We start from the raw sequence: 17154 nt of genomic DNA, 5'->3' as shown, positions 1-17154 counted from the left end.
CGGCTATGGTTCGTTCATGCCTTCTTCGGACACTCCCGCGACCGCGCCCACGGGCCGCCCGACGCTCGACGTCGCGGTGGTCATGCGCCGCGAACGCCTGCACGGCCCCTCGAGCCACTGGCAGCCCTGGCGCTGGACGCTCGACAGCGTGCTGCCCGACGAGCCCGGCTTCGGCACCGAACCGCGCCTCCTGCGCGACGACGACGGCGAGCAGCACTGGCTGCACCCCGGCTTCAAGGTCGAGCTGTACCGCGACGAGGCCGAGGGCTACCACCTCAACGCGATCACGCCGACCCCGTGCTGGTTCGTGCTGTGGCGCATGGACGAAGAGCCCACGCTCGCGCCGCTGCCCATTCCGCGCCCGGTGGTGGTCACGCTCAGCTACTACGAGGCCGGCCGCTGGCTCGACGCGCAGGAAACCGTGGAGCAGGTGCCGGCGCCGGCGGAGGTGGTCGACTGGGTGCGCGCCTTCGTCGATGAACACTACGTGGTCGAGCCCAAGCGCCGCCGCCGGCCCGAGAGCTTCCGCTCGCTGGTCGACCGCTTCGGCAACGCCGCGAGCGTGACGACCGAGAAGAAGCGCGGACGGGGCGCGGGCGATGTCTGAAGGTTTCCTGGGACGCTGGTCGCGCCGCAAGCAGGAGGTGCGCGCGGCCGAGGCCGCCGTGGAAGAAAAGACCCTGCCGGCCGTGGAACCCGTTGCGGTGCCGGCGGCGGTGCCAGCCCCCGCCGCACTTGCCGAGCCCCCTGCCGCCGGAGGCGAGCAGGACACCGCGCCGCCGCTGACGCTCGCGGACGTGGATGCGCTGGACATCGGGTCCGACTTCAAGCCTTTCCTCACGAAGGAGGTCGCGCCCGAGGTCAAGAACGCGGCCTTCCGCAAGCTCTTTGCCGATCCGCATTTCAATGTGATGGACGGCCTGGACACCTACGTCGACGACTACTCCCAGTCCACGCCCGTGCCCGAGAGCGTGCTGCGCCAGATGGCCAGCGCCAAGTTCCTCAAGCTCTTCGACGAAGACCCCGAAGACATTCCCCCGGAAACCCCCGACGACGCCGAAACGTCGGACGTGGCACAGTCCCAGGGTTCCGAAACGCTTCCCAGCCCGCCGGTTGCCGCGATGCAACCCGCCAGCCAAGAAACCGATGACCACCACGCTGATTTGCGACTGCAACCAGACGATGCCGCTCGAGCCGAAGACGCTCGGCGCGGCACTGGCTGAAACCCTCCCGCTGCATTCGTCGCTGTGCCGCCGCGAGGCGACCTCCTTCCAGCGCGCCATCCAGTCCGGCGACGACGTCGTGGTCGCCTGCACCCAGGAAAAACGGCTGTTCGGCGAACTCGCCACGCAGACGCCCAACGCCACCTCGCCGATCCGCTTCATCAACATCCGCGAGACCGGCGGCTGGAGCCGCGACGCGAAAAGCGCGATGCCGAAGATCGCCGCGCTGCTGGCCGCCGCCAGCCTGCCCGAGCCCGACCCCGTCTCGACCGTGAGCTACACCAGCCAGGGCCGGCTGCTGATCATCGGCCCGCTCGACGCGGCCGAGCGCGCCGCAGCGCTGGTCGGCGACACGCTCGACGTGACCTTGCTCGCGCAGGGCCCCGGTGCAGACGGTGGCGCCCAGGCGCGCCGCTGGCCGGTGATCGCCGGGCGCATCGACTCGCTCACCGGCTGGCTCGGCGCCTTCACGCTGCGCTGGACGCGCGACAACGCGATCGACCTCGACCTGTGCACCCGCTGCAACGCCTGCGTGGTCGCCTGCCCCGAGCAGGCCATTGGGCTGGACTACCAGATCGACAACGCGCGCTGCACCTCGCACCGCGACTGCGAGCGCGCCTGCAGCGTGGCCGGCGCCATCAATTTCAGCCGCGAGCCGCAGGCGCTCGACGCGGCCTTCGACCTCGTGCTCGACCTCGGCGCCGCGCCACAGATCGACTGGCACGCGCCGCCGCAGGGCTACTTCCACCTGCCCGGCGGCGTCGCGCAGGCCGAGGGCCTGCAGACGCTGCTGCGCCTGCGCGAGCTGGTGGGCGAATTCGAGAAGCCCAAGTTCTTCGACTACAAGCAGAAGCTGTGCGCGCACAGCCGCAACGAGGTGGTCGGCTGCAACGCCTGCGTCGAGGTGTGCTCGGCCCACGCCGTGAGCAGCGACCCGCAACGCCAGCGCATCGTGGTCAACCCGAACCTGTGCGTCGGCTGCGGCGCCTGCACCACGGTGTGTCCGACAGGCGCGCTGGGCTACACCTACCCGCGCGCGCCCGACCAGGGCCTGAAGCTGCGCAAGCTGCTCAGCACCTATGCCGCGGCGGGCGGGCGCGATGCGGCCCTGCTGCTGCACAGCCAGGAAGGCGGCCAGGCGCTGCTCGAACAGCTCGGGCGGCAGGCGCAGCTGGGCAAGGCCCAGGGCGTGCCGGCGCGCGTGATGCCGGTCGACCTCTTTCATGCGGCCAGCACCGGCATCGACCTGTGGCTGAGCGCCGTCGCCTTCGGCGCCTCGCAGGTCGCGGTGCTGTGCACCGGCGAAGAGGCGCCGCAGTACCTCGCGGCGCTCAAGCAGCAGAGGGACGTCGCGCAGGCGCTGCTGCTGGGCCTGGGCTACACCGGCACGCACCTCCATGTGATCGAGGCCGATTCGCCCGCCGCGCTGGACGCCGCGCTGGCCGGCCTGCGCACGACCACGCAGCGCGTGCCGGCCACGGCGGCGCGCTTCGCCGTCGGCGCCGACAAGCGCGACCGGCTCGAGATGGCGCTGGACCACCTGATGGGCGCGGCCCCGGCCCTGCAGACGCCCGCCGAGACCCCGCTGGCCTTCGCGCTGCCGGCCGGATCGCCGCTGGGCGCCGTCGCGGTCGACAAGGACAAGTGCACGCTGTGCCTGGCCTGCGTCAGCGCCTGCCCGTCGGGCGCGCTGCTGGACAGCCAGAGCGCGCCGCAGCTGCGCTTCATCGAGAAGAACTGCGTGCAATGCGGCCTGTGCGAAACCACCTGCCCCGAGGACGCCGTCTCGCTCGTGCCGCGCCTGCTGGCCGCGCCCGAGCGCAAGCAGCAGGTGCTGCTGAACGAGGCCAAGCCCTGGGCCTGCATCCGCTGCAGCAAGCCCTTCGGCACGCAAAAGGCCATCGAGGCCATGCTCGGCAAGCTGGCCGGGCACGCCATGTTCCAGGGCGAGGCGCTGGAGCGCCTCAAGATGTGCAGCGACTGCCGCGTCATCGACCTGTACAGCGCCACCAACGAAGTGAAGATCGCCCCGCTATGAGCCAGACCTTTCCCGCCACGTCCGCGCTCGACGAGGAGGTGGCCCGGGCCGAGCTCTACGGCCTGCTCGCGCGCCTGTGGTACGCCGCGCCCGATGCCGAATTGCTGGAGGCCTTCCAGGTCGCGCCCACCGAGGCGCCGGCCGCAGGCGCCTTCCTGGAAGAGCCGTGGCGCCAGCTGGTCGGCATCGCGCGCGACACCGACGCTGCCGCCGCGCACGAGGAATACGACGCGCTCTTCGGCGGCATCGGCAAGCCCGAGGTCTTCCTGTTCGGCTCGCACTACCTGAGCGGCTTTCTCAACGACAAGCCGCTCGTGCAGCTGCGCCACGACCTCGACAAGCTGGGCCTGGCGCGCACCGAGACCACCTACGAAACCGAGGACCACATCGCCTGCCTGTTCGAGGTCATGCGCTACCTGATCGCCGGCGAGGACGTGGCGGTGGCCAACCTCACGCAGCAGCAGGCGATGTTCTCCAGACACGTCCAGCCGTGGCTGCCCGCCTTGTGCGATGCTGTGTCGCAGCATCCGCAGGCGCGGTTCTACGCGGCGCTCGCCGCCTTCACGCGCGCGTTCGGCGACGTCGAGGCGCAGGCCTTCGACATGCTGGACTGAGAAGGCGTGAACGAGCCCGCCATGTCCGCTCATCCCGCCCAGGCGCGCCTCCTCGGCCACGCCGGATTCATTCACACCTTCTGAGGCGAACGAATGCGAGGGGTATTCAGGTTGCTCACACCTTGTTGCTGGTCTAGTATCCACAAGGCCGACCGGGTTTCCCCTCTCTCGTCGCGCCCAGCCACTCCTGGAGTCAATATGCAGGACAGCCAAAACACCGGCATCAAGCCGGCCTCCCGCCGCGGATTCTTCATCGGTGCCGCCACCGCCGGCGCCGCTGCGGTGGCCGTCACCGCGCTGCCGAAGGTGGCGACCGAAGCGCCCGTCGCCGCCGCTACGCCTTCCCTGCCGCCCCCGCCCGAAAACGGCGGCGGCTATTCCCTGAGCGAACACGTCAAGCGTTACTACGCCACCACGTCAGCCTGAGGAGACCCCGTGCTTCTGACCAGAAAATCCCCAGGCACCGCGAGCCCGCGGGCCTCCGACGCATCGCCCTTCGTTCACAGCCTGCGGCGCGGCCTCGCGAACGCTCTACCGACCATGGACCGGCGCGCCTTCCTGCGGCGTTCCGGCCTCGGCGTCGGCGTGGGCCTGGCGGCCAGCCAGCTCACGCTGATCCAGAAGGCCAAGGCCGCCGACGGCCGCCCCACGGCCATCGGCGCCGGCAAGATCGAGGTGAAGCGCACCGTGTGCTCGCACTGCTCGGTCGGCTGCGCGTCCGACGCGGTGGTCGAGAACGGCGTGTGGGTGCGCCAGGAGCCGGTGTTCGACTCGCCCATCAACCTCGGCGCGCACTGCGCCAAGGGCGCGGCGCTGCGCGAGCACGGCCACGGCGAGTACCGCCTGCGCTACCCGATGAAGCTCGTGAACGGCAAGTACGAGCGCATCAGCTGGGACACCGCACTCGACGAGATCACCGCCAAGCTGAAGGAACTCACCAAGGCCAGCGGTCCCGACGCGATCTACTGGATCGGCTCGAGCAAGCACAGCAACGAGCAGGCCTACCTGCTGCGCAAGTTCGTGAGCTTCTTCGGCAGCAACAACTGCGACCACCAGGCGCGCATCTGCCACTCGACCACGGTTGCGGGCGTGGCGAACACATGGGGCTACGGCGCCATGACCAATTCGTACAACGACATGCGCAACGCGAAGATCGCGATGTACATCGGCTCGAACGCGGCCGAGGCGCACCCCGTGAGCATGCTGCACATGCTGCATGCCAAGGAAAACGGCTGCAAGATGATCGTGGTCGACCCACGCTTCACGCGCACGGCGGCCAAGGCCCACGAGTACGTGCGCATCCGCTCGGGCTCGGACATCGCGTTCCTGTTCGGCATCCTGCACCACATCTTCAAGAACGGCTGGGAAGACAAGCGCTACCTCAACGACCGCGTCTACGGCATGGAAGAAGTGCGCGCGGAAGTCATGAGCAAGTGGACGCCCGACAAGGTCGAGGAAGCCTGCGGCGTGAACGAGGCGCAGGTGCTGAAGGTCGCGACCATGCTGCACGAGCACCGCCCCGGCACCGTGGTGTGGTGCATGGGCCAGACGCAGCACAGCATCGGCAACGCCATCGTGCGGGCCTCGTGCATCCTGCAGCTGGCGCTGGGCAACGTGGGCACCTCGGGCGGCGGCACCAACATCTTCCGCGGCCACGACAACGTGCAGGGCGCGACCGACGTCGGTCCCAACCCCGATTCGCTGCCGGGCTACTACGGCCTGGTCGAAGGCTCGTGGAAGCACTTCGCCGCCACCTGGGGCGTGGACTTCGAATGGATCAAGGGCCGCTTCGCCTCGCCCGCGATGATGAGCAAGCCCGGCATCACGGTGTCGCGCTGGATCGACGGCGTGCTCGAGAAGAACGAGCTCATCGACCAGGACTCGAACCTGCGCGGCGTCTTCTACTGGGGCCATGCGCCCAACTCGCAGACGCGCGGCCTCGAGATGAAGCGGGCCATGGACAAGCTGGACCTGCTGGTCGTGGTCGACCCGTACCCCTCGGCCACGGCCGCCATGGCCGCGATGCCGGGCCGGCCCGAGGACGCCAACGCGAACCGCGCGGTGTACCTGCTGCCCGCGTGCACGCAGTTCGAGACCAGCGGCTCGGTGACGGCGTCGAACCGCTCGATCCAGTGGCGCGAGAAGGTCATCGAGCCGCTGTGGGAAAGCCGCACCGACCACATGATCATGCAGCAGTTCGCCGACCGCCTGGGCTTCGGCAAGGAGCTCAGCAAGAACTACAAGATGCAGAAGGTCAAGGGCATGGACGAGCCCGTGCCCGACGACATCCTGCGCGAGATCAACAAGTGCTGCTGGGCCGTCGGCTACTCGGGCCAGAGCCCCGAGCGGCTGCAGGCGCACATGCGCAACATGGCCGCCTTCGACGTGCGCACGCTGCGGGCCAAGGGCTCGGTCAAGGACAAGGTCAACGGCTACGACATCTCGGGCGACTACTACGGCCTGCCCTGGCCCTGCTACGGCACGCCCGAGCTCAAGCACCCCGGCTCGCCGAACCTGTACGACCCGTCCAAGCACGTGATGGACGGCGGCGGCAACTTCCGCGCGAACTTCGGCGTGGAGCGCAACGGCAAGAACCTGCTGGCCGAGGACGGCTCCCATTCGCTGGGCGCCGACATCACCACCGGCTACCCCGAGCTCGACCACCTGCTGCTCAAGAAGCTCGGCTGGTGGGACGAACTCACCGAGGCCGAGAAGCCCAAGGCCGAAGGCAAGAACTGGAAGACCGACAGCTCGGGCGGCATGATCCGCGTGTTCATGAAGAACCACGGCTGCCACCCCTTCGGCAACGCCAAGGCGCGCGCGGTGGTGTGGAACTTCCCCGACGCGATCCCGCAGCACCGCGAGCCGCTCTACGGCACGCGCCCCGACCTCGTCGCCAAGTACCCGACGCACGACGACAAGATGGCCTTCTGGCGCCTGCCCACGCTCTACAAGACGGTGCAGCAGAAAAACATCGCCGACAAGATCGCCGAGAAGTTCCCCTACATCATGACCTCGGGCCGGCTCGTGGAGTACGAGGGCGGCGGCGAGGAAACGCGCTCCAACCCCTGGCTGGCCGAGCTGCAGCAGGAGATGTTCATCGAGATCAACCCGAAGGTGGCGGCCGAGAAGAACATCCGCAACGGCGAGCGCGCCTGGGTGCACACGCCCACGGGCGCCAAGCTCAACGTGCAGGCCCTGGTGACCGAGCGCGTGGGGCCCGACACGGTGTTCATGCCCTTCCACTTCTCGGGCCGCTGGCAGGGCGAAGACCTGCTGGCCTACTACCCCAAGGGCGCGGCGCCCATCGTGCGCGGCGAGGCCATCAACACGGCCACCACCTACGGCTACGACAGCGTCACCATGATGCAAGAGACCAAGACCACGGTCTGCAACATCGAGAAAGCATAAGGAATCACCATGGCAAGAATGAAGTTCGTCTGCGATTCCGAGCGCTGCATCGAATGCAACGGCTGCGTCACGGCCTGCAAGAACGAGAACGAGGTGCCCTGGGGCGTGAACCGCCGCCGCGTGGTCACGCTCAATGACGGCCTGCCGGGTGAGAAATCGATCTCGGTGGCCTGCATGCACTGTTCCGACGCGCCCTGCATGGCGGTGTGCCCCGTGCAATGCTTCTACCGCACCGAGGAAGGCGTGGTGCTGCACGACAAGGACGTGTGCATCGGCTGCGGCTACTGCTCCTACGCCTGCCCGTTCGGCGCGCCGCAGTTCCCGTCGCAAGGCACCTTCGGTGCGCGCGGCAAGATGGACAAGTGCACCTTCTGCGCCGGCGGCCCCGAAGCCAACGGCTCCGAAGCCGAGTTCGAGAAGTACGGCCGCAACCGCCTGGCCGAAGGCAAGCTGCCGGCCTGCGCCGAGATGTGCTCGACCAAGGCCCTGCTGGCCGGCGACGGCGACGTGGTGGCCGACATCTTCCGCACCCGCGTCGTGCACCGCGGCACGGGCGCCGAGGTCTGGGGCTGGGGCACGGCCTACGGCTCGCAGCAGGCCGGCACGCCGCCCACCGGAGGCACCAAGTGAAGCGCGCGGTCGTGATGCTCGTCGCGCTCGCCTCGGGCGCGATGCTGCTGGCGGCCTGCAGCGAGAAGCCGCAGACGAACGCCGAGGGCGTCAAGCACGACGCGGTGCCCTGGAGCGGCACGGGCACGCAGGCCAACACCGGCACCGCCTTCACCGCGCCCGGCTGGAAGGTGGGCGACAAGACGGCCTGGGAGCAGCAGATCAAGACGCGCTCCAACGGCCAGAACGAGTACACCCGAGAAAACTGAACCGGAGGCCGCATGAGCGTCACCATTCGCACCAGGCACGTGTTCCACGCGCTGCTGGCGACCGCGCTCCTGGGCTGGGCGGCGGTGGCGCCGGCCCAGGAGGCCAAACCGGCCGCGAGCGGCACCGTGACCGCGGCGCCCGCCCCTGCTTCTTCGCCTGCCGCAGCCACGGCTGCAGCGCCGAAAGCCGAGGGCGGCATCCGCAGCCAGAACATCTTCGACGTCAAGCCCGAAGCCAGCGCCGACCCCAACTACCTCAACCAGACCAACGGCGAGCGCAACAAGGTGCAGCCCGGCAACAACGCGCCGATGTGGCGCCAAGTGAGCGGCGGCGTCACCGGCTACAGCAGCCTGCCGGTGAGCCAGGCGCCCGAGGCCGGCAACCTGATCCAGCGCCTCGTGCAGTACCCGGGTTCGCGCTTCACCAACGCGGGCGAGGCCTGGCGGCAGGTGCGCAACGACTGGATCATTCCGTACGGCGCGGCGCTGCTCTTCGTGACGCTGCTGGCGCTGGCCATCTTCTATTTCACGCGCGGGCCGATCCGCCTGCACGGCACCGAAACCGGCCGCAAGATCGAGCGCTTCACGCCCTTCGAGCGCGCCACGCACTGGTCGAACGCGCTGGCCTTCGTCACGCTCGCGATCTCGGGCATCGTGATGGCCTTCGGCAAGTTCTTCCTGCTGCCGGTGCTGGGCAGCACGCTGTTCGGCTGGCTCGCCTACGTGCTCAAGACCGTGCACAACTTCGTGGGGCCGCTGTTCGTGGTGACCACGCTGTTCATGATCTTCACCTTCATCCGCAGCAACTGGCCGAGCAAGGACGACTTCACCTGGCTGCGGCACGGCGGCGGCCTGTTCGGCGGCAAGGAGCCCGCGTCGCACCGCTTCAACGCTGGCGAGAAGGCGGTGTTCTGGGGCGGCGTGCTGTTCCTGGGCAGCATCGTCATCGCCTCGGGCCTGTTCCTGGACAAGCTGCTGCCCGGCTTCGTCTACACGCGCGGCGAGATGCAGGTCGCGCACATGGTGCATGCGGTGGCCACGCTGCTCATGATGGCGATGATCATGGGCCACATCTACATCGGCACGCTGGGCATGGACGGCGCCTACAAGGCGATGCGCGAAGGCTATGTCGACGAGGCCTGGGCGCGCGAGCACCACAAGCTCTGGTACGACGACATCCAGGCCGGCAAGATCCCCGCGCAGCGCTCGCACCCGGCCGGCGCATCCGAGCCCGCACGGCCGACGACGGCGCAGCAAGGAACCTCCGCATGAAGCACACGCTGACCCTTCTCCTGTGCGCACTCGCTGCGACCTCCGCTGTCGCCAAGCTCCCCCCGCCCACGCCGGAAGCGCAGGCCAAGGCCGCCGAGGCCGCGGCCCGCACCGCGTGGAGCGCCAAGACCGACGGCTACCTGCTGTGCAAGTCACAGGACCAGGTCGCCGCCAAGTACCGCGCGAGCGCGCAGGCCGCCGGCAAGCCGGCACCGGCCGCGGTGGCCACGCCGCCCTGCGTGGACCCGGGGCCTTACGCCGCCGCCCCCAAGGTTGAAACCAAGCCCATCGAGGCATCGGGCGCCCACTCCCCGGCCCCCACGGCCGCGTCGCCGCCGAGCTCGAACCAGACCTCGGCGCAGACGAATCCCGCACCCCAGAAGTAAGCCGGCGACGCACCGCGCGTGCGCGGACGCGGCTGAAGAAAAAACGACCGCAAATGGCCCGCCGGCAAGGTCCGGCACGGCCGCCTTGTGCATGGCTGTCGGGTGCCATGCCCGACCACGCCGGCGACCTCCAACTTCTATACTGGCCCCGATGCCCACACCCGAACGAACCGTCTCGACCGATGTGCGTATGCGCGGCTTCACGCAGCGCGCCGAGGTGCCCACCGCCCTCGCCTGGATCGACGCCCACGTGCCCTTGCTGCCCGGTGAATCCGTGGCCGCCGACGAGGCCACGGGGCGGGTGCTGCTGCAGGAGGTGATCGCGCCCATCGCGGTGCCCGAGTTCGACCGCGCGGCCATGGACGGCTATGCACTGCGCGGCGGCGAGACCACGGGGGCCGGCGAATACAACCCGCTCGAATTTCCGATCGCGGGCCACGCCTGGCCCGGCCGCCCCTTCGAAGGCAAGGTGCCCGCAGGCGCCGCCATCCGCATCATGACCGGCGCCCCGGTGCCGCACGGGCTCGATGCCGTGGTGCCCGCCGAATACGCGAGCGAGCAGGACGGGCGCCTGGCCATCACGCGCGCCGTCGCACCGGGCCAGCATGTGGGCCACGTCGGCGAGGACATCGCGCGCGGCAGCACGGCGCTGGCCGCGGGCCGCCGCCTGCGCCCGCAGGATGCGGGGCTGGTGGCTTCATTGGGCCTGGCGCAGTTGCAGGTGGTGCGACGGCCGCGCGTGCGGCTGCTCGTCACCGGCAACGAGGTGCGCGCGCCCGGCACGCCCAAGGGCCCGAGCGAGATTTACGACGCCAACTCCGTGACCTTGCGCGGCCTCGTGGCGCGCGACGGCGGCCTGCTCGAGTCGCACCAGCGCCTGGGCGACGACCCGCAAATCATCGCGCAGGCACTGGCCGCGCCCGGCGCCGACGTGGTGCTCATCTCCGGCGGCTCCAGCGTGGGCGCCGAGGACCACGCGCCGCGCCTGCTGGCCGAACTCGGCGAACTGGCGATCCACGGCATCGCGATGCGGCCCTCCAGCCCGGCCGGCATGGGGCGCATCGGCGACACGCTGGTGTTCCTGCTGCCGGGCAACCCGGTCTCCTGCCTGTGCGCCTACGACTTCTTTGCCGGGCGTGCGATCCGACTGCTCGGCGGCCGGCCCGCCGACTGGCCCTACCCGCGCACGCGCGCCACCGTGGCGCGCAAGATCGTCTCGCAGGTGGGGCGCGTCGACTACGTGCGCGTGAAGATCGGCGCCGACGGCGTGGAGCCGCTCGCGCTCTCGGGCGCCTCGGTGCTGAGCTCGACCACGCGCGCCGACGGCTTCGTGATCGCCCCCGCCGAAAGCGAAGGCTTCGGGCCCGGGACCGACGTCACTGTTCATCTGTACGAGTGCCTGTGAAAGCCCAATCGCAATTTCTCGATGTCGTCACGCGGGACGAGGCCGAGCGCCGCTTCCGCGAACACCTGAGCCTCGCGCCGCTGGGCCGCGAGACCGTTCCCCTGCACGCGGCGCTGGGCCGGGTGCTTGCCGACGACGCGGTTGCCGCCATCGACGTGCCCGGCTTCGACCGCTCCAACGTTGACGGCTTTGCTGTGCAGGCCGCCGACACCTGGGGCGCGATGGAAGAACAGGTCCGCGCGCTGGCCCTCGTGGGCGAGACGCTCGCACCGGGCATCGTGCCGCAGCGCGAAGTGACGCCCGGCCACGCCACGGCGATCGCCACCGGCGGCATGCTGCCGCGCGGTGCCGACGCGGTGGTGATGGTGGAACACACCGACCTCGACGGCGGCAACGTGCAGGTGCGCCGCGCCGCCACGGCCGGCGAGAACGTCAGCTACGCCGGCACCGACATCGCGCGCGGCGAAACCGTGCTGCGCGCCGGCCAGGTGCTGAGCTCACGCGAGATCGGCGTGCTCGCGGCGCTGGGCCTGGCCGAGGTCGGCGTATGGCGCAAGCCGCGCGTGGCCATCTTCTCCACCGGCAACGAGATCGTCGCGCCCGGTGCGCCGCTGCCCACGGGCGCGGTGTACGACTCCAACGCCGCCATCATCGGCGCCGCGGTCGAGGAACTGGGCGGCGAGCCGGTGCGCCTGGGCGTGATCCCCGACGACGAGGCGCTGCTGTCGGCCGCGCTCGCGCGCGGGCTTGAATGCGACGCCGTGGTCTTCTCGGGCGGCACCTCCAAGGGTGAAGGCGACCTGTCGTACCGCGTGGTGGCCGCCCTCGGCGACCCGGGCGTGGTGGCGCACGGCGTGGCGCTCAAGCCCGGCAAGCCGGTGTGCCTGGCGGTCACGGGCGGCAAGCCGGTCGTGATCCTGCCGGGCTTTCCGACCTCGGCGGTCTTCACCTTCCACGAGTTCCTGGCGCCCGTGATCTGCGCCTTCGCGGGCCGGCCGCCGCAGCGGCATGCGCACGTGGCGGCCACGCTGCCGATGCGCGTGAACTCCGAGCGCGGCCGCACCGAGTACCTGCTGGTGGGCCTGGTGCCCACCGACGACGGCGTGGCCGCCTACCCGATGGGCAAGGGCTCGGGCTCGGTCACCACCTTCAGCATCGCCGACGGCTTCATCACCATCGGCCAGCACACCGAGATCGTCGATGCCGGCGCCCCGGTGCAGGTGCAGCTGCTGGGCCAGGGGCTGGACGCCGCGGACCTGATCTTCATCGGCAGCCATTGCGTGGGCCTGGACTGGCTGGCCGGCGAGCTGATGCGCCAGGGCATCCGCATCAAGGCCATGAACGTGGGCAGCACGGGCGGGCTGATGGCCGCCCGGCGCGGCGAATGCGACGTGGCCGGCATCCACCTGATGGACCCGGCGACGGGCGTCTACAACCGGCCGCTGCTCACGCCGGGCCTCGAACTGGTGACGGGCTACGGCCGCATGCAGGGCGTGGTCCATCGCCCCGGCGACACGCGCTTCGAGGGCCTGGACGCCGCCGCGGCCATCGCGGCCGCGACCGCGCAGCCCGGCTGCACCATGGTCAACCGCAACGCCGGCAGCGGCACGCGCATCCTCATCGATCGCCTGCTCGGCGGCGCGCAACCGCCCGGCTACGGCGTGCAGACCAAGTCGCACAACGCAGTGGCCGTGGCCGTGGCGCAGCAGCGCGCCGACTGGGGGCTGGCCATCGACACGGTCGCGCGGCAGTACGGGCTGGGCTTCATTCCCGTGCAGGAGGAACGCTACGACTTCGTGGTGCCCCAGGCACGGCTTGGGCGCGCGCCGGTGCAGGCTTTCATTGCGTTGCTGCAATCGGCCGCGGCACGCGAGGCGCTGGGCCGGCTGGGCTTTCGCGTCGATGCCGCCGCCTGATGGCCGAACCGCTTCTTTCTTTCACTCTCGAGGACTGACACGATGACGATGGCTTCGCGCAGACACATCACTCTTCTCGCCCTCGCCGGTGCACTTGCTGGTGCGCTGCTCGCGCCGATGGCGCAGGCACAGGACAAGTTCATCGTGCTGGCCTCGACCACCTCGACGGAACAGTCGGGCCTGTTCAAGCACCTGCTGCCGCAGTTCACCAAGGCATCGGGCACCGAGGTGCGCGTGGTGGCGGTGGGCACGGGCCAGGCGCTGGACATGGCGCGCCGCGGCGACGCCGACGCGCTGTTCGTGCACGACCAGCCCGCCGAAGAGAAGTTCGTCGCCGAAGGCTTCGGCCTGCCGCGCCGCCCGGTCATGTACAACGACTTCGTGCTGATCGGGCCCAAGTCCGACCCGGCCGGCGTGCGCGGCAACGACATTGCAGCGGCGCTCAAGCGCCTGGGCACCACGGGCGGCGCCTTCGTCTCGCGCGGCGACAAGAGCGGCACGCATGCGGCCGAGCTGCGCCAGTGGAAGCTGGCCGGCATCGACCTGGCCGCGGCCAAGCCGGCCGGCTACAAGGAATGCGGCTGCGGCATGGGCCAGGCGCTCAACATCGCGGCCTCGACCAATGCCTACGTGCTGTCCGACCGCGGCACCTGGCTCAACTTCAAGAACCGCGCCGACCTGGGCATCGTGGTCGAGGGCGACAAGCAGCTGTTCAACCAGTACGGCGTGATCGTCGTGAACCCGGCCAGGCACCCGCATGTGAAGAAGGACCTCGCGCAAGGCTTCTCCGACTGGGTCGTGTCGCGCGACGGGCAGGCCGCCATCGCTGCGTACAAGATCGGCGGCGAGCAGCTCTTCTTCCCGAACGCGGGCCAGTGAACGGCGCGCCGGTCGATGACGGTGCCGGGCTGCGCAATGCGCACGGCCTCGCGTCGGCGATGAAAGCCGTCTCTCGATGAACACCGTGACCGAAGGCTGGGCGCTGGCCTGGCACCTCATCACCGGCGCCGACCCCGAACTCGTGCGCATCACGGCGCTGTCGCTGCAGGTGAGCGCCACAGCCTGCGTGATCGGCGCGCTGTTCGGCCTGCTGCTGGGCGCCTGGCTGGCGGTGGCGCGCTTCCCGGGGCATGTGCTGGCCGTGTGGCTGGTGAACACGCTGCTGGCCCTGCCCGCCGTGGTCGTGGGCCTGCTGGTGTACCTGCTGCTCTCGCGCTCGGGGCCGCTGGGCGAACTGGGCATCCTGTTCACGCCGTCGGCGATGGTGGTGGCGCAGAGCGTGCTCGTCACGCCGCTGATCGCCGCGCTGTCGCGCCGGCTCGTGATGGCGGCGCTGGCCGACGGCGGCGACCAGCTGCGCTCGCTGGGCGCCGGGCCGCTCGCCACCGCATTGCTGATGCTGGTGCACGACCGGATGGGCGTGGCCACCGTGCTGCTCACGGCCTTCGCGCGGGCCATCGCCGAGGTGGGGGCCGTGATGATCGTCGGCGGCAACATCGCGGGCGTCACGCGCGTGATGACCACCACCATCGCGCTGGAGACCAGCAAGGGCGACCTCGCGCTGGCCCTGGCGCTGGGCATCGTGCTGCTGGCGGTGGTCGGCGCGGTCAACGGCGCCATCGGGCTGCTGCAATGGCTGGCCACGCGCCCGCTGAGCACTGCCCCGCCGGCGAGGCCGCACGCGGTGCGCCGCACGCCCGCCCCGCACACGCCGGCCGCGCTGGGCACAGTGCCGCTGATCAGGCTCGAGCGCGCCACGGTGCGCTTCGGCGCGCTGGTCGCGCTGGACGAGGCCTCGCTGACCCTGCACCGGGGCGACCGGCTCGTGCTCGTGGGCGCCAACGGTTCGGGCAAGACCACGCTGCTGCGGCTGCTGCACGGCCTGCTGCCCTGCGAAGGGCGCTGCGAGCGCCTGCCGCTGCGGCCCGAGAGCCGACTGCCGCGCGCGGCCATGCTGTTCCAGCGCCCGTTCCTGCTGAGCCTCTCGGTGTGGCGCAACGTGTGGGTGGGCCTGTGGCTGGCGGGCGTGCCGGCCGCCGAGCGCAGCGAGCGCTGCGGCCTAGCCCTGGCGCGCGTGGGCCTGCTCGAACATGCCGAGCGCTCGGCGCGTTCGCTGTCGGGCGGCCAGCAGCAGCGCCTGGGCCTGGCGCGCGCCTGGGCGCTGCAGCCGGACATCCTGTTCCTGGACGAGCCCACGGCCAGCCTGGACCCCGGCGCCAAGAACGAGATCGAGGCCCTCATCGAAGAGGTCGCCCACAGCGGCGTGACGATCGTGATGAGCACGCACAACCTCGGGCAGGCCAAGCGCCTGGCCACGCGCGTGGCCTACCTTCACGCGGGGCACATCGTGGTCGAGCGGCCCGTGGCGAGCTTCTTCGACTCGGACGACCTGCCGCCCGAGGCCGCCCAGTTCCTGCAGGGCGAGTTGGGCTGGTACCGTCTGCCCTAGCGCCGGCGGGCGGGTCGGCGGTTCCGCGCCCCTCGCCTTCGCTTACACGGCATGCCGATCCAGCGAGGCAAAATACCGCGATGGAAATCACTGTCGCGGTCTCGCTGCCGACATGCCTTCCTTCCGGGTCTGGGCGCGGCCATTTCTTTCGCCTGCACAGAGACCTCACCGACCGGCTGCGAACGCACGACCGCCACCCGATAACCGACCACGCAGAGCCCTCATGAAAATAGCCACCTGGAACGTCAACTCCCTCACCGCGCGCCTGCAGCATGTGCTCGACTGGCTCATCGCCAACCCGGTCGATGTGCTGTGCCTGCAGGAGCTCAAGATGACCGACGACAAGTTTCCGCTCGAGGTGCTGAAGTCGGCCGGCTACGAGGCGGCGGTGTTCGGGCAGAAGACCTACAACGGCGTCGCCATCCTCAGCCTCTCGCCGCTGCGCGACGTGGTGAAGAACATCGACGGCTTCACCGACGAGCAGTCGCGCGTGATCGCGGCCACCCTCGACACGCCCTCGGGCCCGCTGCGCGTGGTGAACGGCTACTTCGTGAACGGCCAGGAACCGGGCAGCGAGAAGTTCGCCTACAAGATGAAGTGGCTCGACGCGCTGCATGCCTACATTGCGCGTGAGCTCGCGGCGCACCCGAACCTCGTGCTGCTGGGCGACTTCAACGTCACGCCCGAGGACCGCGACAGCTTCGACCCGGTGGGCCTGAAGGAAACGATCCACCACACGACCGAAGAGCGCGACCACTTCAAGGCGCTGCTGGGCCTGGGCCTGACCGACAGCTTCCGCATGTTCGAACAGCCCGAAAAAAGCTTCTCGTGGTGGGACTACCGCATGCTGGGCTACCAGAAGAACCGCGGCCTGCGCATCGACCACATCCTCGTGAGCGAGCCGCTGCGGCCGCTGGTGAAGGGCTGCGTCATCGACCGCGTGCCGCGCAAGTGGGAAAAGCCGAGCGACCACGCCCCGGTGGTGCTCGAACTCGGCGCGGGCGCCTGACGGCCATGACGACGCCGATCGCCGCACGCCTGGCCCGCTCCGCCGCGATCGCCGCCGCGGCGCTCGCGCTGGCCGCCTGCTCGGTGCTCAAGCCGGGCGGCGGATCGGAAAGCGGCACGGGCACACCGTCGCCCAGCGGCGAAACCGCCGCCGAAGGCAGTCGCGACGTGCCGACCGTGCGACTCATCACCGCGCAGACGCCCGCCATCCGCACCTACCGCAAGACCGGCGCGCGCCACATCTACAAGGCGTATGCCGACCGCATCTACAAGGGCAAGATCCCGCCGCTCGTGTATGCGGTGGTGGTGGTCGAAACCGACATCGATGCGAACGGCAAGGTCAACAACGTCACCTTCAGCCGCGTGCCCAGCCATGCGCCCGAAGTGCCGCCGATGATCGCGGACCTGATCAAGGCGACCTCGCCCCTGCCGAGCCCCGGCAAGCTGGGCGGTCACACGTATGTCGACACCTGGCTCTGGGACAAGAGCGGCAAGTTCCAGCTCGATTCGCTGACGCTAGGCCAACGCAGCCGGTAATGAAAAAAGGCCCTGAG

General features: G+C 70.0%; 16 protein-coding genes. All 16 read left to right on the top strand.

The window, feature by feature from the left end; all coding sequences use genetic code 11:
* Positions 1–16 precede the first annotated feature (16 nt).
* On the top strand, positions 17–607 hold the full coding sequence (locus AC07OH_RS00465; RefSeq protein ID WP_159277698.1) for a DUF3305 domain-containing protein: 591 nt from the start codon (positions 17–19) through the stop codon (positions 605–607).
* Positions 600–1223 carry a DUF3306 domain-containing protein gene (locus tag AC07OH_RS00460; RefSeq protein WP_495299206.1) on the top strand — a complete coding sequence of 208 codons (624 nt, stop codon included), beginning with the start codon at positions 600–602 and terminating at the stop codon, positions 1221–1223. The genes AC07OH_RS00465 and AC07OH_RS00460 overlap by 8 nt, the downstream gene beginning before the upstream one ends.
* Positions 1183–3261: a 4Fe-4S dicluster domain-containing protein gene (locus AC07OH_RS00455; protein WP_495300949.1), complete on the top strand. Its 2079-nt coding sequence runs from the start codon at positions 1183–1185 to the stop codon at positions 3259–3261. The genes AC07OH_RS00460 and AC07OH_RS00455 overlap by 41 nt, the downstream gene beginning before the upstream one ends.
* Complete coding sequence (locus AC07OH_RS00450; RefSeq protein ID WP_495299205.1) at positions 3258–3875, top strand: TorD/DmsD family molecular chaperone; 618 nt, start codon at positions 3258–3260, stop codon at positions 3873–3875. Before AC07OH_RS00455 ends, AC07OH_RS00450 begins: the two co-directional genes overlap by 4 nt.
* Positions 3876–4073: 198 nt before the next feature.
* Complete coding sequence (locus tag AC07OH_RS00445; RefSeq protein WP_062470944.1) at positions 4074–4301, top strand: hypothetical protein; 228 nt, start codon at positions 4074–4076, stop codon at positions 4299–4301.
* A gap of 9 nt (positions 4302–4310) precedes the next feature.
* The gene (locus AC07OH_RS00440) at positions 4311–7286 is read left to right on the top strand and encodes a formate dehydrogenase subunit alpha (RefSeq protein ID WP_489057581.1); all 2976 of its coding nucleotides are present in this window, start codon (positions 4311–4313) and stop codon (positions 7284–7286) included.
* A 9-nt stretch (positions 7287–7295) separates the two neighbouring features.
* Positions 7296–7916: a formate dehydrogenase FDH3 subunit beta gene (gene fdh3B / locus AC07OH_RS00435; RefSeq protein WP_056573451.1), complete on the top strand. Its 621-nt coding sequence runs from the start codon at positions 7296–7298 to the stop codon at positions 7914–7916.
* On the top strand, positions 7913–8164 hold the full coding sequence (locus AC07OH_RS00430) for a hypothetical protein (protein WP_082817975.1): 252 nt from the start codon (positions 7913–7915) through the stop codon (positions 8162–8164). Before fdh3B ends, AC07OH_RS00430 begins: the two co-directional genes overlap by 4 nt.
* A 12-nt stretch (positions 8165–8176) precedes the next feature.
* Complete coding sequence (locus tag AC07OH_RS00425; RefSeq protein WP_495299204.1) at positions 8177–9436, top strand: formate dehydrogenase subunit gamma; 1260 nt, start codon at positions 8177–8179, stop codon at positions 9434–9436.
* The gene (locus tag AC07OH_RS00420) at positions 9433–9822 is read left to right on the top strand and encodes a hypothetical protein (protein WP_495299203.1); all 390 of its coding nucleotides are present in this window, start codon (positions 9433–9435) and stop codon (positions 9820–9822) included. The genes AC07OH_RS00425 and AC07OH_RS00420 overlap by 4 nt, the downstream gene beginning before the upstream one ends.
* Before the next feature lie 151 nt (positions 9823–9973).
* Positions 9974–11227, top strand: a complete 1254-nt coding sequence (locus tag AC07OH_RS00415) for a molybdopterin molybdotransferase MoeA (protein WP_495299202.1) — start codon at positions 9974–9976, stop codon at positions 11225–11227.
* Complete coding sequence (locus AC07OH_RS00410; RefSeq protein ID WP_495299201.1) at positions 11224–13143, top strand: molybdopterin biosynthesis protein; 1920 nt, start codon at positions 11224–11226, stop codon at positions 13141–13143. The genes AC07OH_RS00415 and AC07OH_RS00410 overlap by 4 nt, the downstream gene beginning before the upstream one ends.
* A gap of 48 nt (positions 13144–13191) precedes the next feature.
* Entirely contained in the window at positions 13192–14022 is an 831-nt protein-coding gene (locus AC07OH_RS00405) for an ABC transporter substrate-binding protein (RefSeq protein WP_495299200.1), read from the top strand.
* Positions 14023–14098: 76 nt separating this feature from the next.
* Positions 14099–15592, top strand: a complete 1494-nt coding sequence (locus tag AC07OH_RS00400) for an ABC transporter permease (protein ID WP_495299199.1) — start codon at positions 14099–14101, stop codon at positions 15590–15592.
* 223 nt (positions 15593–15815) lie between these two features.
* A complete protein-coding gene (xth, locus tag AC07OH_RS00395) occupies positions 15816–16601 on the top strand; it encodes an exodeoxyribonuclease III (RefSeq protein WP_495299198.1) in 786 nt (261 codons plus the stop codon).
* A gap of 5 nt (positions 16602–16606) precedes the next feature.
* Positions 16607–17137, top strand: a complete 531-nt coding sequence (locus tag AC07OH_RS00390; RefSeq protein WP_492681330.1) for a hypothetical protein — start codon at positions 16607–16609, stop codon at positions 17135–17137.
* Positions 17138–17154: the final 17 nt, after the last annotated feature.

This window comes from Variovorax sp. GW821-FHT10C12 (assembly GCF_059415405.1).
The sequence above is the reverse complement of the archived record's forward strand: the minus strand, read 5'-3'. Positions and strand labels throughout refer to the sequence as shown.